The organism is Streptomyces hyaluromycini (assembly GCF_002217755.1).
Lineage (GTDB): Bacteria > Actinomycetota > Actinomycetes > Streptomycetales > Streptomycetaceae > Streptomyces > Streptomyces hyaluromycini.
Window position 1 is genome coordinate 394010 of sequence record NZ_BCFL01000018.1, and the last position, 18787, is coordinate 412796.

20 protein-coding genes are annotated in these 18787 nt (G+C 71.9%); 8 read left to right on the plus strand and 12 right to left on the minus strand.

The genetic code is table 11. The annotated features are described in order from the left end of the window. Nucleotides 1-11: 11 nt before the first annotated feature. From SSP29_RS14920 to SSP29_RS14940, 5 genes are all read right to left on the minus strand, one after another. Nucleotides 12-503 (minus strand): Pycsar system effector family protein, encoded by a 492-nt coding sequence (locus tag SSP29_RS14920; RefSeq protein WP_089101111.1) that lies wholly within the window; start codon nt 501-503, stop codon nt 12-14. Then, complete coding sequence (locus SSP29_RS14925; RefSeq protein ID WP_089101112.1) at nt 500-1585, minus strand: hypothetical protein; 1086 nt, start codon at nt 1583-1585, stop codon at nt 500-502. Before SSP29_RS14925 ends, SSP29_RS14920 begins: the two co-directional genes overlap by 4 nt. Continuing rightward, nucleotides 1582-3786, minus strand: coding sequence for a hypothetical protein (locus SSP29_RS14930; protein ID WP_089101113.1), 2205 nt, complete (start codon nt 3784-3786; stop codon nt 1582-1584). Before SSP29_RS14930 ends, SSP29_RS14925 begins: the two co-directional genes overlap by 4 nt. After that, nucleotides 3783-4631: a nucleotidyl cyclase domain-containing protein gene (locus SSP29_RS14935; RefSeq protein WP_089101114.1), complete on the minus strand. Its 849-nt coding sequence runs from the start codon at nt 4629-4631 to the stop codon at nt 3783-3785. Before SSP29_RS14935 ends, SSP29_RS14930 begins: the two co-directional genes overlap by 4 nt. Before the next feature lie 110 nt (nt 4632-4741). Continuing rightward, a complete protein-coding gene (locus tag SSP29_RS14940) occupies nt 4742-5410 on the minus strand; it encodes a Crp/Fnr family transcriptional regulator (protein WP_089101115.1) in 669 nt (222 codons plus the stop codon). A 264-nt stretch (nt 5411-5674) separates the two neighbouring features. Between SSP29_RS14940 and SSP29_RS14945 the strand changes: the two genes are divergently transcribed. Then, nucleotides 5675-6193 carry a DUF4396 domain-containing protein gene (locus SSP29_RS14945; protein ID WP_089101116.1) on the plus strand — a complete coding sequence of 173 codons (519 nt, stop codon included), beginning with the start codon at nt 5675-5677 and terminating at the stop codon, nt 6191-6193. An 11-nt stretch (nt 6194-6204) separates the two neighbouring features. On the opposite strand, the gene SSP29_RS14950 is transcribed toward SSP29_RS14945, so the two are convergent. Next, nucleotides 6205-6837 (minus strand): sulfite oxidase-like oxidoreductase, encoded by a 633-nt coding sequence (locus SSP29_RS14950; RefSeq protein ID WP_089101117.1) that lies wholly within the window; start codon nt 6835-6837, stop codon nt 6205-6207. A 199-nt stretch (nt 6838-7036) separates the two neighbouring features. On the opposite strand from SSP29_RS14950, the gene bfr reads away from it, so the two are divergent. Beyond that, a complete protein-coding gene (gene bfr, locus SSP29_RS14955; protein ID WP_089101118.1) occupies nt 7037-7519 on the plus strand; it encodes a bacterioferritin in 483 nt (160 codons plus the stop codon). A 1-nt stretch (nt 7520) separates the two neighbouring features. Here bfr and SSP29_RS14960 read toward each other — a convergent pair whose 3' ends face one another. After that, complete coding sequence (locus SSP29_RS14960; RefSeq protein WP_089101119.1) at nt 7521-7772, minus strand: (2Fe-2S)-binding protein; 252 nt, start codon at nt 7770-7772, stop codon at nt 7521-7523. A 161-nt stretch (nt 7773-7933) separates the two neighbouring features. Then, nucleotides 7934-9286, minus strand: a complete 1353-nt coding sequence (locus SSP29_RS14965) for a class II 3-deoxy-7-phosphoheptulonate synthase (RefSeq protein WP_089101120.1) — start codon at nt 9284-9286, stop codon at nt 7934-7936. Between the two features lie 106 nt (nt 9287-9392). On the opposite strand from SSP29_RS14965, the gene SSP29_RS61200 reads away from it, so the two are divergent. Then, a complete protein-coding gene (locus tag SSP29_RS61200; protein WP_071659820.1) occupies nt 9393-9449 on the plus strand; it encodes a trp operon leader peptide in 57 nt (18 codons plus the stop codon). Nucleotides 9450-9558: 109 nt separating this feature from the next. Then, a complete protein-coding gene (locus tag SSP29_RS14975) occupies nt 9559-11439 on the plus strand; it encodes an anthranilate synthase family protein (protein ID WP_089101122.1) in 1881 nt (626 codons plus the stop codon). 62 nt (nt 11440-11501) lie between these two features. Here SSP29_RS14975 and SSP29_RS14980 read toward each other — a convergent pair whose 3' ends face one another. The 4 genes from SSP29_RS14980 to SSP29_RS14995 form a co-directional block, all read right to left on the minus strand. Next, nucleotides 11502-12530, minus strand: coding sequence for a 6-phosphofructokinase (locus SSP29_RS14980; protein WP_089101123.1), 1029 nt, complete (start codon nt 12528-12530; stop codon nt 11502-11504). 138 nt (nt 12531-12668) lie between these two features. Beyond that, nucleotides 12669-13331, minus strand: coding sequence for a response regulator (locus SSP29_RS14985; protein ID WP_089101124.1), 663 nt, complete (start codon nt 13329-13331; stop codon nt 12669-12671). Continuing rightward, nucleotides 13328-14542: a MacS family sensor histidine kinase gene (gene macS / locus SSP29_RS14990; RefSeq protein ID WP_089101125.1), complete on the minus strand. Its 1215-nt coding sequence runs from the start codon at nt 14540-14542 to the stop codon at nt 13328-13330. Before macS ends, SSP29_RS14985 begins: the two co-directional genes overlap by 4 nt. Nucleotides 14543-14581: 39 nt before the next feature. Then, nucleotides 14582-15307 (minus strand): lysophospholipid acyltransferase family protein, encoded by a 726-nt coding sequence (locus SSP29_RS14995; protein WP_150134198.1) that lies wholly within the window; start codon nt 15305-15307, stop codon nt 14582-14584. 189 nt (nt 15308-15496) lie between these two features. Here SSP29_RS14995 and SSP29_RS15000 point away from each other — a divergent pair, with 189 nt between their 5' ends. The 4 genes from SSP29_RS15000 (at nt 15497) to SSP29_RS15015 (ending at nt 18685) form a co-directional block, all read left to right on the plus strand. Then, nucleotides 15497-16276 carry an alpha/beta hydrolase gene (locus SSP29_RS15000; protein ID WP_089101127.1) on the plus strand — a complete coding sequence of 260 codons (780 nt, stop codon included), beginning with the start codon at nt 15497-15499 and terminating at the stop codon, nt 16274-16276. After that, nucleotides 16269-16862 carry a hypothetical protein gene (locus tag SSP29_RS15005; protein WP_089101128.1) on the plus strand — a complete coding sequence of 198 codons (594 nt, stop codon included), beginning with the start codon at nt 16269-16271 and terminating at the stop codon, nt 16860-16862. Before SSP29_RS15000 ends, SSP29_RS15005 begins: the two co-directional genes overlap by 8 nt. Nucleotides 16863-17064: 202 nt before the next feature. Continuing rightward, the gene (locus SSP29_RS15010; protein WP_089101129.1) at nt 17065-17688 is read left to right on the plus strand and encodes an RNA polymerase sigma factor; all 624 of its coding nucleotides are present in this window, start codon (nt 17065-17067) and stop codon (nt 17686-17688) included. Beyond that, the gene (locus tag SSP29_RS15015) at nt 17681-18685 is read left to right on the plus strand and encodes a CU044_5270 family protein (protein WP_150134200.1); all 1005 of its coding nucleotides are present in this window, start codon (nt 17681-17683) and stop codon (nt 18683-18685) included. The genes SSP29_RS15010 and SSP29_RS15015 overlap by 8 nt, the downstream gene beginning before the upstream one ends. Nucleotides 18686-18787 lie beyond the last annotated feature (102 nt).

Below are 18787 nucleotides of genomic sequence, written 5' to 3' on the forward strand. Positions count from 1 at the left end.
CGTCGGACGGCTCACCCCACCGCCAGCGGCACCGCCGCCAGCAGCAGCCCCGCGCCGAGCAGTGCCATCGACCGGCGCAGCCAGCGGTACTTCGCCGACAGGATCACGCTGACGTCCTGGAGCTGGGTGAGCAGCCAGCCCACCTGGTCCGCCCCGGCGTCGGCGGCGGCACGGCGCAGCGCCTCCGGGTCGATGCCGTACAGGGCGTCGGCGTAGAAGGTCGGGCCGGGTGCCGAGCGGACCGTGCGGGTGCGGGGCACGATCACCGCGAGCAGCAGCAGGGTGCCGGCCGCCCAGAGCGCCCCGCCCGCCGCGAGGAAGGCCAGGGCGAGGCCCGACGCGCCGGACGGCGCTCCCCTGCCGAGCACCAGCGCCGGCACCGCGACGGCGCCCGAGAGCAGGACGGACGCCTTCACGTCCGCCCTGCCCAGGTCCTCGCGCACGGTCGCCAGCAGCCGTTCGGCGACGTAGTACGCGGCGGCGTCGGGCTCGCCCGGGGTCATCGGCGCGCCTCGGGGCTGGAGTCGTCCTCCACCCCCGTCCCCTGCCCGGGGACGGCGTCCGCCGGTGGCGCCGGCGGAACCGGCGGGGGCGCGTCGGCCGGGAGCAGCGGGGGTGCGGGCGGCATCGGGGGCATGGGCGGCACCGGCAGCGAGGTCGGGGCCTGCGGCAGGCCGTGCGGGAAGACGCCGGTGGAGACCGTGCGGCTGTAGTCGATGAGGGCCTGGACCTGGTCGTCGATCTGGTGGCGCTGGACCACGCCCTGGTTGATCAGGTTGGTCAGGTAGTCCAGGGCGCCCTGGCGCTGGTCGCGGGCCTGCTGCTGGAGCGCGCCGAGGATCTCGGCCGCCCGGCCCGGGTCCGAGGCGAGCAGGTGGGCGTACTGGACGGTCTCGCCGGCCGTGATCAGCTTCTGGGCGTCGTCCATGTTGGCCGCGATCCGTGCCTTGGTGACGTTGTCGATGGCCTCCTGGACCACACCGCCCTTCTCCACCGCGACCATCTGGGCCTGGTGGTCGGCGGCGGCCTGCCCGAGGTCGATACGGACGAACACCTGGGTGGCGAGGCCCAGTTCGGCGCCGAAGTCACCCCACCGGCCGCTGGCCAGCTCGTCCTGGATGGCCTCGTCGACCTGTTGGGCCGAGTCCAGGCTGTAGCGGCGGCTGAGCCCGCGTAACCGGGCCTCCAGGGACGGGCGGAGCATCCGCTCCACGTCGACCACGCGCTTCTCGGCGGCGGTGTAGAAGTCGCGGACCTCCCAGTTGACGTCCGCCCCCGCCCTGAACTGGGCCCGGTCGCCGAGGGTGGGCAGGGCCAGCTGGAAGGAGACCTGGTGCTGGCCGCGCGCGATCCAGCACACCGAGGTCGGCTTGCCCATCAGCGGCTTGTTGAAGTGCTCGGCGCCGCGGACGGTGATGATGCTGTGCCCGCCGTTCTTGTAGTAGAGCACCGACGCCACCTGGCTGTTGCGGTGCCGGTAGGCGGCCTGCGGGGCGAACTCGCGGACGAAGGGGCCTCTGAGGTCGTGCGGCAGGACGAACTCCTCGTCCTGGGGCGGCCACGGCTGCCACTGGTTGTGCGTCATGGTGTACTCGCTCCCTGGACCGCCCCCCACAGGCGGCGGACCTGCTGTTCGTTCAGTGGTTGGTCGGGGTCTTCGGTGAGTTCCCTGATGAGGGCCAGCAGCCGGTTGCGGTCGTCGTGGCTGTGCACGAGGAGCGGCAGGAACCGCTCCAGGCGGTCGGCCCAGGGCTGGTCGGCCGAGCCGCGCAGCCAGTCGGACAGGGTCTCGATCGCCGCCTCGTAGGACCGTGGGGTCTGCAGCGCGGTCCACAGGAGCCCGGCGAGTTCCGGGGCGAGGGCGGGCCGGACGGCGGCCAGGGCCAGCATCAGCGGCCAGTCGCCGTAGCCCTCCAGGTCCTCGTGCTGGTTCCAGAGGTCGGTGACGGGCACGGAGGCGAGGTAGACCGTGGACTGCAGGCCGAGGTCCTGCTGGGGCCGGCGCTCGTCGGAGAGCCAGGCACGGATCCGGCGCAGGGTCCGGGGCTCGGGGTGGGCGCCGGCGAAGTGGGCGACCTGGACGGCCGCGCCGGAGCGCAGCCTGCCCTCCTCCCAGACGCCGATCCCGCCGAGCAGGTCGAGGCTCTCGCGGTCCGTGTCGGTGGCCCGGCCCCGGCCGAGCACGGCGCCTGCCGTCCAGCGCAGGTGTTCGTCGCCGTAGCGGGCCCAGGAGCCGATCAGGGCGCGGATGGCGGTGCCGACCTCCGGGGAGCGCAGCGCCACGTCGAGGACGGTCGCGGCGAACAGCCGGCGGCGGGCCCGCTCGGCCTGGGCCATGGGCTGCACCAGTTCGTGCACGGTGTGCGAGAGGTCGAGGCGGCACAGCTGGCCCGCCGCCACCGCGGCCCGCACCCAGACCTGGGGCCGGTCGTCCTCGCAGAGCCCGGCCAGCCAGCGCAGCACGGGTCCGCGCGCGTTGTGCCGGTGCTGCCAGAGGTGGCCGAGGACGGCCGGGGCGAGGGCCTCGCCGCCGAACCGCACGGTGCGCACCGGGACTTCCTCGGTGCCGACCTCCTCGGTGCCGAGTTCGGCGACCGCGCGGGCGGAGACCAGCCGGGCGTCGACGCCGTCGCTGAACAGCGGGCGGCCGGGCGTGGCCTCGGGGTCGACGGTGACGGCCAGTTCCCAGGCGAGCACCTCGGCGGCCTCGGCGACGGCGCTGAGCGAGGCTCCGTCGAGGACGGCGACGGCGATCCGGTAGGCCGCGTCCCGCAGCCGCTCCGGGGTCTCGGAGCGGACCCCGCCGGCGAACCATTCGGCGGCCTGGTTCTCGGCGAACTTCCGGCATTCGGCGAGGAGTTCGTCGTGGGTGAGCTCGTCCCTGGTGTGCCGGGCGAGGAGCCGTGCGTAGTGGGCGGCCTCCGCGGGCCGCAGTTCGTCGAGTCCGCGTGCCTCCAGGACGTCGGGGTCCAGGGCGGTCGCCCGGGCCCGCTCGTACAGCTCGGGGGCCTTGTCCGCCAGTTCGAGGGCGAGGTGGCCTTCGAGTACGGCGGTCTGGACGGCCGGGGTGTGGGCGCGGTAGTAGCGGCCGCTGCGGGAGAGCACGTCACCGGGTTCGGGGGTGGCCAGCAGGACCGCGTACGCCTCCTTCCTGCCGAGCAGTTCGCAGAGCCGGTCGAGGCCGGTCTCGTCCGGCAACCCGGTGGCGCTCGGCTCCAGGGCGTAGCCGTGGCCGTCGCTGATCTGGTCGTCGTCGAGTCTGTCCAGGTCGGTGCGCGGGTCGAGCCGGGAGACCCGGCCGTCGGTCAGGCCGTCCAGCAGGGACAGGGCGGTGTAGGCGCGGCCGGTGCCGGGCTGGCCGTAGAGCACCAGGAGGCGTCCGGCGCGCAGTTGCTCGCGGTGTTCGCCGTAGTCCGCCGGTTCCTGGAAGACCTGGCGCAGTCTGCGCAGCTGGTCCTCCGGGAGCGGGCCGGCGAGGACGCGTTCGGCCGCCTGCCGGCTGTAGAAGTTCATGGTGCCGACGGATCCGGAGCTGATGAGGGTGCCGGTGCCGTGCTGGCTCACGGTCGAGCGGTAGATCCGGGAGGCGGCGGCCGCCGCGCCGGGCAGCGCCTCCTCGCCGAGCGGGTCGGCGGCCGAGCCGCCGATGACGTCGGCCTTCTCCGGCTCGGGCGCGCCGCCGGACTCGGCGCCCTGCGGCTTGTCCGGCTCGGCCTTCTGCTGCGGCTGCGGCTGCTGCGGCGGTTTCGGGCCGCCCTGGGGCGGCGGGGGGTTCTGGGCGTTCACCGGCCACCGCCGCGGCGGTCGCTGTTGAGGGTCTCGATCCGTTCGGCGGCGATGATCTCTCCGTCGCCGTGCTGGTGGATGTTCTGGACGAAGCGGCCCCCGGTGTCCGTGGCGGCGGGCGGCCGCGGCGGTGTGCTCGCCGTCGTACCGGTCGGCCCCGGCGTCCCGTCCGGTCCGGCGACGGAGTCGGGCGCCGGCTCCGCGGACCGCGCGGTCGCCTCGCGCGGCTCGGGCGACTCGGACGGCTCGGGCGGCTCGGACGGCTCGGGCGGCTCGGAGCGGCCGGGGACCATGAACCAGGCGGTGGTGCGGCCCTCCTTGAGCTCCACGTCGTGCCGGCGGTAGTGCCCGGGGTCCACCCAGCGCCCGCCGGGCAGGACGAAGTCCTCGTGCACGCGGTCGGAGGCGATCACCACCAGGGGCGCGCCGTCCGCGGCCTTGAGGATCGCCTTCGCGGTGCCGCAGTCGCACAGCCGGCAGGCCAGGTCGACGGCGCGCCCGGAACGGCCGTAGGCGTCGGCCGTGACCCGGCCGATGTGCAGTCCCACGCGCAGCCGCAGCGGTTTCCTGAGGTCCCGGTTGCTCTCCCGGAGGTTCTGGTGGAGCTGCTCGACCCACTCCCCCACGACCCGGGCGGGCGGCACGTCGGGCGCCAGCACGCTGAGGATGCCGTCGCCGCGGTCCTCCTGGTAGAGGCGCGGCGGGCTGATGCCGGCCTGTTCGAAGGCGGTGCCCGTGACGTCGTAGAGTCTGCGCCGCATCTCGGGTTTCTCGGTGTCGGACAGCAGGCCCGAGCCCTGCGCGTCCACGTTCACGATGAAGCCGTACGCGGCTTCCCCCTCCATCGTTCTCTCCTCCCTGCCGTCCCGCCGGACCATCGGCCCCTCGGCTGTGATGGTCGCGGAGCCGGACGGTCGCCGCTGTAGCCGTTTACACAGCGCGGGACATGTGCTTGTCAGGTCTCCGTGGTGTGTGGTTGTCCGGCGGCGAGCAGGCGGAGCGGGTCCAGGTCGGCCACGGCCAGGGTGCCGGGGCCGGTGCGGACCAGGCCCTGTTCCCGTAACAGGCGCAGGGCCTTGGCGACGGCCTCGCGGGTGGAGCCCACGGACGCGGCCAGCTCGTGCTGCGCGAGGGGCAGCCGTATGGTCACGGCCTCGTTCTCCGGCCGGCCGGTGCGGTCGGCGAGTTCGACCAGGCGCTCGGCGAGCCGTTGCAGCACGGTCATGGAGGCCAGGGCCCGGCGCTCGTGGTCCGCGCTGCGCAGCCGCTCGGTGAGCTGGTTCATCATCAGCGCGTTGGCGTGCGGCCGGGAGGCGAGGAACCGCCGGAACCGCTCCCCGGGTACGACCAGTCCGGTCACCTGGCCGAGGGTGCTCACCGAGGCGCTGCGCGGGCGGCCGTCGAGCGCCGCCATGTCGCCGACGACCTCGCCGGCCCGGCGCAGCGCCAGGATCAGCCGGCCGCCGCGCTCGGTCGGCGTCCACACCGTGCACCAGCCGCCGAGCAGGACCACCGCGAAGGTGGTGCGGTCGCCTTCCGCGACGACCGTGTCGTACGGCGGGTACTCGTGCCGGGTGCCGAGTCCCGCAAGTGCCTCCCGGTCCCCCGGACCGAGGCTCCCCATGAAGGTATGCCGCTCTCCGAACAGCCCCACCGTCGTCCCCCGACCGCTCGCCCCCGAACCGGATCACAAGCGGAACCCCAAGGGCCCCGCGGATCCGTCTCCGCCCGGCGCGTCTCCCGCCAGGCAAGAATCTCAGCGTAGCGCTCTGGGCACGGAATGTGCGTGCCGTTACCGGAACGAGCCCGGACCCTTCCGTGGAATACCCCTGGGGGGTATATATGTTGGCGTCGCAGAAGGATCCGCACCTGACACCGGGGGCCGGCCATGGACCACGAGCACGCCGTCCACGAGCACACCGAACACACTCACGCACCGCACACATCCCACGAGGCACACGGCAGCACCGGCGCCTCCTGGGCCATGGCCGCCCAGGCCACCCTGCACTGCCTCACCGGCTGCGCCGTCGGCGAGGTGCTCGGCATGGTCGTCGGCACGGCGTTCGGCTGGGGGAACCTGCCGACCACGCTACTGGCGATCGTGCTGGCGTTCTTCTTCGGCTACGCGCTGACCATGCGCGGGGTCCTGAAGGCGGGCGTCGACCTCCGCACCGCCCTGCGGGTGGCGCTGGCCGCGGACACCCTCTCCATCGCCGTGATGGAGCTGATCGACAACGGCACGATCCTGGTCTGGCCGGCCGCGATGGACGCCCAGCTGGGCGACGTCCTGTTCTGGATCTCGCTGGCCGTCTCGCTCGTACTCGCGTTCGCGGTGACCACACCGGTCAACAAGTGGACGATCGGGCGGGGCAGGGGGCACGCGGTGGTGCACCGGTACCACCACTGAGCGGCGGGACCTCAGAGCTCCGGACCGTCTCCCGGCCCCTCCTGGTAGGAGTAGCGCTGCTCCTTCCAGGGGTCGCCGATGTTGTGGTAGCCGCGCTCCTCCCAGAAGCCGCGGCGGTCGGCGGTCATGTACTCGATGCCGCGGACCCACTTGGGGCCCTTCCAGGCATACAGGTGAGGGACGACCAGCCGGACCGGGAAACCGTGCTCGGCGGTGAGGAGTTCGCCGTCCTTGTGGGTGGCGAAGAGGGTGTGCTCGGCGGCGAAGTCCGCGAGGCGCAGGTTGGAGCTGAAGCCGTACTCCGCCCAGACCATCACATGGGTGACATCGGGGGCGGGCGGCGCGAGCTCCAGGACGGTCCGCGCCGGGACCCCGCCCCACTCCGCGCCGAGCATGCTGAACTTCGTCACACAGTGCAGGTCGGCGACCACGGTGGCGTACGGCAGGGCCGTGAACTGCTCGTGGTTCCAGATGTGCGCACCCGAGTCGGCGGTGGCACCGAAGACCCGGAACTCCCAGCGCTCGGGCCGGAACTTGGGCACCGGGCCGTAGTGCGTGACCGGCCAGCCGCGCTGCAGTCGCTGCCCCGGCGGAAGCCCGGCTCCCGCGGCTTCCCGAGACGCGTGCTCCACCGGATGACCCATGCCTTCCATCCTGACAGACCACGGGCGGTGCACCCGACCAGGCAGACCACTCAAAGATCAGCAAATCGCTCAACTAGTACCAGGCATGCACTTACTTACTAAGTACGCACTTACTGGACGATCTTCCGCACCGGTGCAATCATGCGCCGCAAACGTCCCATCTGTCCGGTACGGAACCCATGCGGAAGGAGCCTCTGCGATGCAGGGCGACCCCGAGGTCATCGAATTCCTCAACGAGCAGCTCACCGGCGAGCTCACCGCGATCAACCAGTACTTCCTGCACGCGAAGATGCAGGAGAACTTCGGCTGGTACAAGCTCGCGAAGTACACCCGGCACGAGTCGTTCGACGAGATGAAGCACGCCGAGGTGCTCACCGACCGGATTCTGTTCCTGGAGGGGCTGCCCAACTACCAGCGGCTGTTCCACGTCCGCGTGGGGCAGACCGTGAAGGAGATGTTCGAGGCCGACCGGCAGATCGAGGTGGAGGCGATCGACCGCCTCAAGCGCGGGATCAAGGTGATGCGCGAGAAGGGCGACATCACGTCCGCGAACATCTTCGAGGACATCCTGGAGGACGAGGAGCACCACATCGACTACCTCGACACCCAGCTGGAGCTGGTGGAGAAGCTCGGCGAGGCGCTCTACATCTCGCAGATCATCGAGCAGCCCGAGAGCAGCTGAGTCAGGCGGCTTCGTCGAGTGCGCCGAGCGCGTCGACCGCTTCGAGCCCGGAGAGCGCCGGGCGGCCCTGGTCGGCCGGCTCGTGGCGGGGGCAGGCGCCCCGGCCGAGAATCGCCTGGATGCGGCGGACGCACGAACCGCAGTCCGTGCCCGCCTTGCAGGCGGACGCTATCTGGCGAGGGGTGCAGGCACCGTTCTCCGCGTGCTGCTTGACCTGCGCCTCGGTCACCCCGAAACAGCTGCAGACGTACACGCGGATTCACCTCCCGCCGGGATCGATAGTGGTGCCGCCCCGACTGATCGGTGAGGCTAACCTAACCTTACCCGTCGCCCGGGGAGCGCAAAAGTGGAGTGGGGTGCGGATCGCATGTGATCCGCGCCCCACTCTTCCCGCGGGACTGCCCGCGAGGCCGCCTACTGGTCGCGGTACATCTCCGCGACGAGGAACGCCAGGTCCAGGGACTGGCTGCGGTTCAGCCGCGGGTCGCAGGCCGTCTCGTAGCGCTGGTGCAGGTCGTCGACGAAGATCTCGTCGCCGCCGCCCACGCACTCGGTGACGTCGTCGCCGGTGAGCTCCACATGGATGCCGCCCGGGTGGGTGCCGAGCGTCTTGTGGACCTCGAAGAAGCCCTTGACCTCGTCGAGCACGTCGTCGAAGCGGCGGGTCTTGTGGCCCGAGGCCGCCTCGAAGGTGTTGCCGTGCATCGGGTCGGTCACCCAGGCCACGGTGGCGCCCGAGGCGGTGACCTTCTCGACCAGCTCGGGGAGCTTGTCACGGACCTTGTCCGCGCCCATCCGGACCACGAAGGTCAGCCGGCCCGGCTCGCGGTCCGGGTCGAGGCGGTCGATGTACTTCAGCGCCTCCTCGGCCGTCGTCGTCGGGCCGAGCTTGAGGCCGATCGGGTTGCGGATCCTTGAGGCGAACTCGATGTGCGCCCCGTCCAGCTGCCGGGTGCGCTCGCCGATCCACACCATGTGCGCCGAGACGTCGTACAGCTTGCCGGTGCGCGAGTCGACCCTGGTCAGGGCGGACTCGTAGTCCAGCAGCAGCGCCTCGTGCGAGGAGAAGAACTCGACCGTCTTGAACTCCTCGGGCTCCGCGCCGCAGGCCCGCATGAAGTTCAGCGCGTTGTCGATCTCGCGGGCGAGCTGCTCGTAGCGCTGGCCCGACGGGGAGGACTTCACGAAGTCCTGGTTCCAGGCGTGCACCTGGCGCAGGTCCGCGTAACCGCCGGTGGTGAAGGCACGCACCAGGTTCAGCGTCGAGGCGGAGGCGTTGTACATCCGCTTCAGCCGCTCGGGGTCCGGGATGCGGGCCTTCTCGTCGAAGTCGAAGCCGTTGACCGAGTCGCCGCGGTACGTCGGCAGGGTCACGCCGTCGCGGGTCTCGGTCCCCTTGGAGCGCGGCTTGCTGTACTGGCCGGCGATCCGGCCCACCTTCACCACGGGCACCGACGCCGCGTACGTCAGTACGGCACCCATCTGGAGGAGGGTCTTGAGCTTGTTGCGGATGTGGTCGGCCGACACCGCGTCGAAGGCCTCGGCGCAGTCTCCGCCCTGGAGGAGGAACGCCTCTCCCTTGGCGACGGCCGCCATCCGGGCGCGCAGCTGGTCGCACTCGCCCGCGAAGACGAGCGGCGGATACGACTCCAGCTCCGCAACGGCTGCGCGCAGAGCCTCGGGGTCGGGGTACTCGGGCTGCTGCGCCGCGGGCAGGTTTCGCCAGGTGTTGCCAGCGCCAAGGCTGGTCTTAGCGTTCACGGTCACCTCGTAAACATTACGGGGTCGTGTCGCCATGTTTTCCTCCGGCTCGACTGGTGAGACGAAGCGATTGTCCTGTGGACAGGGCGCGGAGTGGGGTAGGGTTTTTCGCATGTTCGCGCATTCGACCCAGAACTGGTGGTGGACCGCTTCTCCGGCGGCCCACTGACTGCGCGTACGCAAGACTTCGCGAAGGCCGCCCGGAGGGGCGGCCTTCGGCGTTCCCGGGGCCGTTCCTCTCTCACCTGTCTCACCTGACAAAGGACCGCAGAGGAACCATGGACCTGAACCGGCTGCTCCACGACGACCGCCCCTTCGCCCTGCTCCGCCGCCGTACCCCCGGCCACGACGAGAGCACGGTGGAGCTCCTGCTCGGCCCGGTCACCGCCCACGACCGGCTCGCCGACCTGCCCGAGGAGGGGCTCGCCCTCGTTCCGTACCGGCAGATCCGGGAGCGGGGGTTCGACGTCCGGGACGACGGGACGCCGCTGCTGGTGCTGACCCCGACAGTGGTATGTCACATTCCACTGGACGAGGCCCTCGCCACCCTCCCCTCCCACGACGTCCGCGTCGAGTCCGGCGCCTTCGACGTCGACGACGACGCGTACGCGCAGATCGTCGGCCGCGTGCTGCGGGAGGAGATCGGGCACGGTGAGGGGGCGAACTTCGTGATCCGGCGGACGTACGAGGGCGAGATCCCGGGCTTCGGGCGCGCCGACGCGCTGGCCCTGTTCCGGAGGCTGCTGGTGGGCGAGCGGGGCGCGTACTGGACGTTCGTCGTGCACACCGGGGACCGGACGCTGGTCGGCGCGAGCCCCGAGGTGCACGTCCGGATGTCCGGCGGCACGGTGGTCATGAACCCGATCAGCGGCACGTACCGCTATCCCGCCGAGGGCCCCACCCCCGAGCACCTGCTCGGCTTCCTCGCCGACGGCAAGGAGATCGAGGAGCTGTCGATGGTCGTCGACGAGGAGCTCAAGATGATGTGCACGGTGGGCGACATGGGCGGTGTGGTCGTCGGGCCGCGGCTGAAGGAGATGGCGCACCTCGCGCACACCGAGTACGAGCTGCGCGGCCGGTCCTCGCTGGACGTGCGGGAGGTCCTGAAGGAGACCATGTTCGCGGCGACCGTGACCGGGTCCCCGGTGCAGAACGCCTGCCGGGTGATCGAGCGGCACGAGGTGGGCGGGCGGGGCTACTACGCCGGTGCGCTGGCCCTGCTCGGCCGGGACTCCGGGGGTGCCCAGACCCTCGACTCCCCCATCCTGATCCGTACCGCCGACATCGACGCGCAGGGCCGGCTGCGGGTCCCCGTCGGCGCCACCCTGGTGCGCGGCTCGGACCCGGCGAGCGAGGTCGCGGAGACGCACGCGAAGGCAGCCGGAGTGCTGGCGGCCCTCGGGGTACGGCCGTCACGGCCGCGCGCCGAGCAGACGCGCCCCCGGCTGGCCGACGACCCGCGGGTGCGGGCCGCGCTGGACGGGCGGCGGGCCGCGCTGGCGCCGTTCTGGCTGCGGATGCAGGAGCGGTCCGGGGAACTGACCGGGCACGCTCTCGTGGTGGACGCCGAGGACACGTTCACGGCGATGCTCGCGCATGTGCTGCGGGCCGGCGGGCTGGACGTCACCGTCCGGCGGTACGACGAGCCGGGGCTGCGGGCGGCGGTGCTCGCGTACCAGGGGCCGGTCGTGCTGGGCCCGGGGCCAGGTGACCCGTCCGACCTGGACGATCCGAAGATGCGGTTCCTGCGGGAGCTGACGGCGACCGTGCTCCGGGAGCACCGGCACGGGGTGCTGGGCGTCTGCCTCGGGCACGAGCTGATCGCGGCGGAGCTGGGGCTGGACATCGTCCGCAAGGAGGTCCCCTACCAGGGGGCGCAGGCGACCGTGGACCTGTTCGGGCGCCCGGAGACGGTCGGCTTCTACAACAGCTTCGTGGCCCGCTGCGACGAGGAGGCGGCGCGGGAGCTGGCGGCGCACGGTGTCGAGGTGAGCCGGGCGGAGAACGGCGAGGTGCACGCGGTACGGGGACCCGGCTTCGCCGGGGTGCAGTTCCACCCCGAGTCGATCCTCACGCTGAACGGGGCCGCCGTGGTGCGGGACCTGGTCGGCCGGCTGCGCGGTACCGGCACGCTCTCCGAACGGCGGCCGGCCCGGTAGTCCGGGACGCCGTCCCGGGCGGGCCCGGCCCTGTCGGGGCGCGGGCCCGCCCGGACCCGGGCTCAGCCGAAGAACACCCCGACCTCCTCGTACAGCTTCAGGTCGACGGTCTTCAGCTTGGCCGTGGCCTCAGCGATCGGTACCCGGACGATGTCGGTGCCGCGCAGCGCGACCATCTTGCCGAAGTCCCCGTCGCGGACGGCGTCGACGGCGTGCAGGCCGAAGCGGGTGGCCAGCCAGCGGTCGAAGGCGCTGGGCGTGCCGCCGCGCTGGATGTGCCCGAGGACGGTGGTCCGGGCCTCCTTGCCGGTGCGCTTCTCGATCTCCTTGGCCAGCCACTCGCCGACCCCGGACAGCCGGACGTGCCCGAAGGAGTCCAGGGACCCGTCCTTGAGGACGACGTCGCCGTCCTTCGGCATGGCGCCCTCGGCGACGACCACGATCGGGGCGTACGACGCCTTGAAGCGGGAGGTGACCCAGGCACACACCTGCTCGACGTCGAAGCGCTGTTCGGGGATGAGGATGACGTTGGCGCCGCCCGCGAGCCCGGAGTGCAGGGCGATCCAGCCGGTGTGCCGGCCCATCACCTCGCAGACCAGGATCCGCATGTGGGACTCGGCGGTGGTGTGCAGCCGGTCGATGGCCTCGGTGGCGATGCCGACCGCGGTGTCGAAGCCGAAGGTGTAGTCGGTGGCGGAGAGGTCGTTGTCGATGGTCTTCGGTACGCCGACGACGGGCACGCCGTACTCGTCGGTGAGGCGGGCGGCGACGCCGAGGGTGTCCTCGCCGCCGATCGCGATCAGCGCGTCGACCTCCAGCTTGGCGAGGTTGTCCTTGATGCGGCGGATGCCGTTCTCCTGCTTGAGCGGATTGGTCCGCGAGGAGCCGAGGATGGTGCCGCCGCGGGGCAGGATGCCGCGTACGGCGGGGATGTCGAGGCGGACGGTGTCGCCTTCGAGGGGTCCGCGCCAGCCGTCCCGGAAGCCGACGAAGTCATAGCCGTACTCCTGCACGCCCTTGCGGACGATGCCCCGGATGACGGCGTTGAGCCCGGGGCAGTCGCCGCCTCCGGTCAGTACTCCGACCCGCATGGAAATGTCCCTTCGCCGCGGTTGCCTGGTGGGACTCACGCTAATGGTGATCCAGCTCACACAGGGATGGGCGCGGAAGGGCAATTCCGGTGAATTGTCGGGCGGTTGGTTTACGCGTCGCCCGAAGATCAGATCAGATCAGTCTTCGTCGAGTCCGGCCTCTATCGCGTAGCGCACCAGCTCCACCCTGTTGTGCAGCTGGAGCTTGCCGAGGGTGTTCTGCACGTGGTTCTGCACGGTGCGGTGGGAGATGACCAGGCGTTCGGCGATCTGCTTGTAGCTCAGGCCCTTGGCGACCAGCCGCAGCACCTCGGTCTCGCGGTCGGTGAGCCGGGGCGCGTCGGGCCGGCCGGCGTCCGCGGCCGGGGCCGGCTCGGAGGCCAGGCGGCGGTACTCGCCGAGGACCAGTCCGGCGAGACCGGGCGTGAACACCGGGTCGCCGACCGCGGTACGGCGGACCGCGTCGAGGAGTTCCTCGGTCGAGGCGGACTTGAGCAGGTAGCCGGTCGCGCCGGACTTCACCGCCTCCAGGACGTCGGCGTGCTCGCCGCTCGCCGAGAGGACCAGGACCCGCAACGCCGGGTTGTGGCCGACGAGTTCCTTGCAGACCTGGACACCCGGCTTGGCCGGCAGGTTGAGGTCCAGGACGAGGACGTCGGGCCCGGCGGCCTTGGCGCGGCGCACCGCCTGGTCGCCGTCCCCGGCGGTGGCGACCACCTCGAACCCGGACTCGGCCAGGTCCCGGGCGACCGCGTCCCGCCACATGGGGTGGTCGTCGACCACCATGACCTTGATGCTCATCGCCGCTCCGCCTTCCCCGGGGAGACCTTCGGTACCTTCAGTTCCACTTCCGTGCCCTGCCCGGGGACCGAGACCAGCTCGGCGCTGCCGCCGAGGTCGCGCAGCCGCCCCCGGATCGACTGGGCCACCCCGAGCCGCCCCTCCCCCTCGGCCTGGGCGAGCCGGCCCTCCGGGATGCCGGGGCCGTCGTCCCGTACGGTCACCACGACCTCGCCGGGGTCGTCCTCGACCAGGATCCAGGCCCGCGCCCCGTCCCCCGCGTGCCTGCGCACATTGTCCAGGGCGGCACCCACGGCCGCGGCCAGCTCGCGGGCGGCGCCCGGCGGCAGCTCCACCGGCGCGCCGGGCTCGGCGAGGCTCACCCGGGATCCGGCGTACCGCGCGAGCAGCGTGCGCAGGTCGACGGGACCGCTGTCGTCGGGCTCCTCGACCAGGCGGACGACCGCGCCCTGGGACGCGTCCTCCGAGACCCGGGAGAGCGGCACCAGGCCGCCGGAGACCAGCGTCCGCAGCGCCACCTCCTGCTCGCCCGCCAGCCGGCCCAGTTCGGCCGCGTCGCCGCCGAGGACGGTGCCGCGCCGCTGCACCATGGCGAGCACCTGGAGCACGCCGTCGTGGATGTCCCGGGCGAGCCGCTCCCGTTCCCGGGTCGCCGCCTCGATCTCCAGGGCGCGGGCGAGGGTGCGCTCGGAGGCGCGGGCGACCTCGACGACGTAGCCGATGGCGATGGAGGCGACCCAGACCAGGATCACGCTGTGGACGGTGTCGCGGGCCGGGCGGCCGCGCTCGACCAGGTTGGCGACGGCGACCGGCGTGGAGGCGAACGCGGCCCAGCGCCAGCCGCCCTTGAGGGCGTAGGCGAGGACCGAGCCGGCCGTCCATATCGACGGCAGGGTCGGGCCGCCCCGGTCGATGTGGCCCTGGGTGACCACCCAGGGGGTCAGCACGATGCCGGTGAGCGCGATGGCGAGGTCGACGGCGAGGAAGCGCTTGGTGCAGGCCGCCGCGCTCTGCACGCGGGGCAGGGTCGCCAGGGTCCAGACGGTCAGGACGGCGAAGTAGGCGATGGCGACGCCCGCGCGGTCGTAGTCGTCGTAGGCCGAGGCGAACAGGCCGATCGCGTACAGCAGGGTCAGCACGCGGTAGCCGGTGAGGGCACGCCACAGGGGCTGCTCGACCGACATCCGTATGACGCGTTCCCGCCTGCTCATGTCCCCCAGTCCCCCCTGCCAGTCCCCCTGCCGCCGGTCCTAGGACTCGGCGGCCTTCTTCTCGGCTCTCCGCGCCGCGTCCTTCTCGGCCTTCGCGGCCTCCGCGATCTGCCGCTTGGCGGCCGTCGCGTAGATGTCCACGTACTCCTGGCCGGAGAGTTTCATGATCTCGTACATGACCTCGTCGGTCACCGCGCGCAGCACGAACCGGTCGTGCTCCATGCCCTGGTAACGGCTGAAGTCCAGCGGCTTGCCGATCCGGATGCCCGGCCGCATCAGCTTGGGCATCACCTGCCCCGGCGGCTGGATCTTCTCCGTGTCGATCATGGCGACCGGGATGACCGGGGCGCCGGTCGCGAGCGCCACGCGCGCGAGGCCGCCGGGCTTGCCCCGGTACAGGCGGCCGTCGGGCGAGCGGGTGCCCTCCGGGTAGATGCCGAACAGCTCGCCGCGCTCCAGCACGTCTATGCCGCTCTGCACCGCCGCCTCGCCCGCGCCGCGCGCGCCGGAGCGGTCCACCGGGAGCTGGCCGACGCCCTTGAAGAAGGCGGCCGTGAGGCGGCCCTTCACGCCGGGCGTGGTGAAGTACTCGGCCTTCGCGATGAAGGTGACCTTGCGGTCCAGCACCGCGGGCAGGAAGAACGAGTCGGAGAAGGACAGGTGGTTACTCGCCAGAATCGCCGGGCCCTCGGCCGGGACGTTCTCCAGGCCCTCCACCCAGGGCCTGAAGGTGACCTTCAGCGGTCCCCCGATGGCGACCTTCATCGCGCCGTACAACAACCGAGTGCCTCCTGTTTCCGTCGAACAGACCTTAACCCGGAGCGCCGGGAATGGGCCCGACGACCCTGGTCGGTGTCAGTGCCGTCGCGTACGGTGAAGCACAACTGGAGTCGTCGTCCACGGCTCTCGCAGTTCCGCCCTCTCGAACGAAATCGAAAGAATTGGAGACCGAAGGTGCCGGTTCTCCCCGGAGCCGAGCCGTACCGCCATGACGGCGGGGAGGCCGGCGTCCTCCTCTGCCACGGTTTCACCGGCTCGCCCCAGTCGCTGCGCCCCTGGGCGGAGCACCATGCGGCACACGGCCTGAGCGTGTCCCTGCCCCTGCTGCCCGGGCACGGCACCCGCTGGGAGGACATGCAGGTCACCGGCTGGCAGGACTGGTACGCGGAGGTGGACCGCGAGCTGCGGCTGCTGCGCGAGCGCTGCTCCCAGGTGTTCGTGGCGGGCCTGTCCATGGGCGGCACGCTGGCGCTGCGGCTGGCCGCGAGGAACGGTACGGGTGTGGACGGCGTGGTGATCGTCAACCCGGCGAACAAGGTGCACGGCCTGTCGGCGTACGCCCTTCCGGTGGCCCGGCATCTCGTCCGCACGACGAAGGGCATCGCCAGCGACATCGCCAAGCCGGGCGCCGCGGAGACGGGGTACGACCGGGTGCCGCTGCACTGCGCGCACTCGCTGCGGAACTTCTTCCGCCAGGTGGACAAGGAGCTGCCGCAGGTGACCCAGCCGCTGCTGCTCCTGCGCAGCACCCGGGACCATGTGGTTCCGGCGGTGGATTCCGCCCGGATCCTGAGCCGGGTGTCGTCCACGGACGTAACGGAGGTCGTGCTGGAACAGAGTTACCACGTGGCGACGTTGGACCATGACGCGGACCGGATCTTCGAGGAGAGCCTTGCCTTCATCGGCCGGCTCGCACCCAGTGTCGGCAAGGAAGGGACGGCCGCAGTTGGCTGAGCACGACTCCGACCGCGAGGACCGCGAGCCGGACGAGCCGGGGGTGCCCTTCGACGAGGAGGCCGCCTGGGCGGCGATCGTCGCGGGGTACGGCGAGGAACCGCCGGACCCTCCGGGCACGAAGCCCTACAACAAGCCGGTGCAGGATCTCGCACTGCCGGCGACCGACGAGGACGAGACCGAGGCGGGCGCCGAGGCCGCCGGGACCGCGGCCGGGGCGGCCGAGGAGCAGCGGCCCGTGCAGCCGCTGGGCGGTTCCGTCTCCTTCGCGCCCGGCGTGGGCCCGCGTGACTACTCGGCGCCGGAGGCGTCCGAGGACGACTTCGACGAGGACGACGACGGGCACTTCGTGCCGCCCGAGCCGCCGCCGCTGCCGGAGACCGACGCCACGGCCAAGTTCGCGTGGCTGGGCGTGGTGGGCGGACCGGTCCTGCTGTTGCTCGCGGTGCTGCTGGGCTGGGACATGACCTGGTGGCTGGCGACGCTGGGCATCGGCGGCTTCCTCGGCGGGTTCGTCACGCTGGTGACCAGAATGAAGACCGACGACGACGAGGACGGCGACCCCGGGCGGGGCGCCGTCGTCTGACCGATCAACGCCCGCCCGAGGGCCCGTCCGGAGTCACTCCGGACGGGCCCTCGTGTTTCCGGGACCGAACCCCTGTCCCGAAAAAAGGGGGCTCGGAAAGGCGAACTCGAAAAAAGGGAACTCGCTTCCGTCGACCGGCGAAGGAGAGGTGAACCACCAAGCCCAAGCCTTCGAGGCGTTCGGACGAACGGAAGGAGACCCGATGACCGTAGGACCACCGGGCACCGGTACCCGCGACAGAGAGAGCGCGGACAGCGACGCCCGGGTGATCGCGCGGTCCCGGGACGAGCCCGAGCAGTTCGCCGTGCTCTTCGACCGGTACGCCGACGCCGTGCACCGTTACGCGGCCCGGCGGCTGGGTCCGGAGGCGGCGGAGGATCTGATGGCGGAGACCTTCGTCACCGCCTTCCAGCGACGCCACACGTACGACCTCGCACGAGCCGACGCCCGCCCGTGGCTGTTCGGCATCGCGACCAACCTCGTGGGCCGGCACCGCCGGGCCGAGGCACGCCGGTTCCGGGCGCTGTCCCGGCTGCCGGAGCCGGTGGAGCACGAGGAGCCGGTCGCGGAACGGGCGGTCGACAGGGCCGGCGCCACGGGGGTGCGTCGGCAACTGGCGGCAGCGCTGGGCGGATTGTCCGCCCGGCACCGCGATGTCGTCCTGCTGGTGGCGTGGGCCGGCCTCGACTACGAGGAGGCCGCCGAGGCGCTCGGGGTGCCGGTCGGCACCATCAGATCACGGCTGCACCGGGCCCGCGGCAGACTGCGCGAGGCACTGGGCGGAACCGATCCGACGGCTTTCCGGGAGGCGGACGCCCGTGCGTGACATCGACGAACTGCGTGAACTGAGGGACTTCGACATGGGGGCTCCGCCGCTCGACGACGAGACCAGGCAGCGGGTGCGGGCCCGCCTGAGCGCGGCGATGGACAGCACCGCCGTGCGCGTACGGCCCCGCCGCCCCGTCCTGCGCATCGCCCTGACGGCCGGGCTGGCCACCGCGGTCGCCGCCGGCGTACTGGTCGCCGTACGGGACGACGACGGCGCCCGGACCCACCGCGCGGCGGAGCCGCCGGCCACCAGCGCGCCCGCCATGCGGAACGTGAGCGCGCAGACGGTGCTCAGGGGGGCCGCCGACTACGCACGCAGGCACGAGCGGACGGTCCGCCCGCGCGACGACCAGTTCATCTACTCCAAGGAGATCATCAAGGAGACGAACCAGAAGACCGGTGCCACGAGGAGCTACACCGACGAGAACTGGCGCTCGGTGGACGGCTCCGAGCGGGGCTGGACGATGGAGATCGGCAAGGGCTGGTGGTCGCCGCCGCTGAAGAAGGGCGAGAGCGTCTGGCCGCCGCAGGACTGGGGCACGCTGCGCAAACTGCCGACCGACCCCGAGCAGCTGATCCTGTCGATCGCGAACGAGTTCGGCGGGAGGACGACCTCGCTCGACGGCCTCGGCGACGAGGAGTGGTCGCAGATCCACTTCAGCCTCGCCGGGCTGCTGAAGCTGGTCCCGGTGATGCCGGAGGGGCTGCGTCCGGCCGCGTACGAGGCGCTCGGCATGGTGCCGGGGGTGAAGGTCGTGCCGGGCCAGAAGGACGCGAAGGGGCGTACCGGGGTGGCCATCACATACGTCGACCCGACGCTCCCGAAGGGCTCGGTGGGCTTCGGCGGCTACTTCATCTTCGACCCCGTGACGTACGAGTTCCTCGGCTTCCGCGACGTGCGCACCTCGGGCGACGGCGCGGCCATGAAGACGTACACCCAGCTCTCGTATCTCGACAGCTGGGCCGTCGTGGACAAGGTGAAGCAGCGGCCGTAGAGGGCTAGGAGACAGCGGGGACCCTGAGGGCGGCCAGGACCGGGAGATGGGCAGAACCTCCCGACGCCGCCCTCGCACTGCTCGGCCCGAGGGGCCCCACAG

What these genes read in the sequence shown, in the direction of transcription:
- SSP29_RS14920 (WP_089101111.1), bottom strand. Translation starts at nt 503, where the DNA reads ATGACCCCGGGCGAGCCCGACGCCGCCGCGTACTACGTCGCCGAACGG.
- SSP29_RS14925 (WP_089101112.1), bottom strand. Translation starts at nt 1,585, where the DNA reads ATGACGCACAACCAGTGGCAGCCGTGGCCGCCCCAGGACGAGGAGTTC.
- SSP29_RS14935 (WP_089101114.1), bottom strand. Translation starts at nt 4,631, where the DNA reads ATGGAGGGGGAAGCCGCGTACGGCTTCATCGTGAACGTGGACGCGCAG.
- SSP29_RS14940 (WP_089101115.1), bottom strand. Translation starts at nt 5,410, where the DNA reads ATGGGGAGCCTCGGTCCGGGGGACCGGGAGGCACTTGCGGGACTCGGC.
- SSP29_RS14945 (WP_089101116.1), top strand. Translation starts at nt 5,675, where the DNA reads ATGGACCACGAGCACGCCGTCCACGAGCACACCGAACACACTCACGCA.
- SSP29_RS14950 (WP_089101117.1), bottom strand. Translation starts at nt 6,837, where the DNA reads ATGGGTCATCCGGTGGAGCACGCGTCTCGGGAAGCCGCGGGAGCCGGG.
- bfr (WP_089101118.1), top strand. Translation starts at nt 7,037, where the DNA reads ATGCAGGGCGACCCCGAGGTCATCGAATTCCTCAACGAGCAGCTCACC.
- SSP29_RS14975 (WP_089101122.1), top strand. Translation starts at nt 9,559, where the DNA reads ATGGACCTGAACCGGCTGCTCCACGACGACCGCCCCTTCGCCCTGCTC.
- SSP29_RS14980 (WP_089101123.1), bottom strand. Translation starts at nt 12,530, where the DNA reads ATGCGGGTCGGAGTACTGACCGGAGGCGGCGACTGCCCCGGGCTCAAC.
- SSP29_RS14985 (WP_089101124.1), bottom strand. Translation starts at nt 13,331, where the DNA reads ATGAGCATCAAGGTCATGGTGGTCGACGACCACCCCATGTGGCGGGAC.
- macS (WP_089101125.1), bottom strand. Translation starts at nt 14,542, where the DNA reads ATGAGCAGGCGGGAACGCGTCATACGGATGTCGGTCGAGCAGCCCCTG.
- SSP29_RS14995 (WP_150134198.1), bottom strand. Translation starts at nt 15,307, where the DNA reads ATGAAGGTCGCCATCGGGGGACCGCTGAAGGTCACCTTCAGGCCCTGG.
- SSP29_RS15010 (WP_089101129.1), top strand. Translation starts at nt 17,065, where the DNA reads ATGACCGTAGGACCACCGGGCACCGGTACCCGCGACAGAGAGAGCGCG.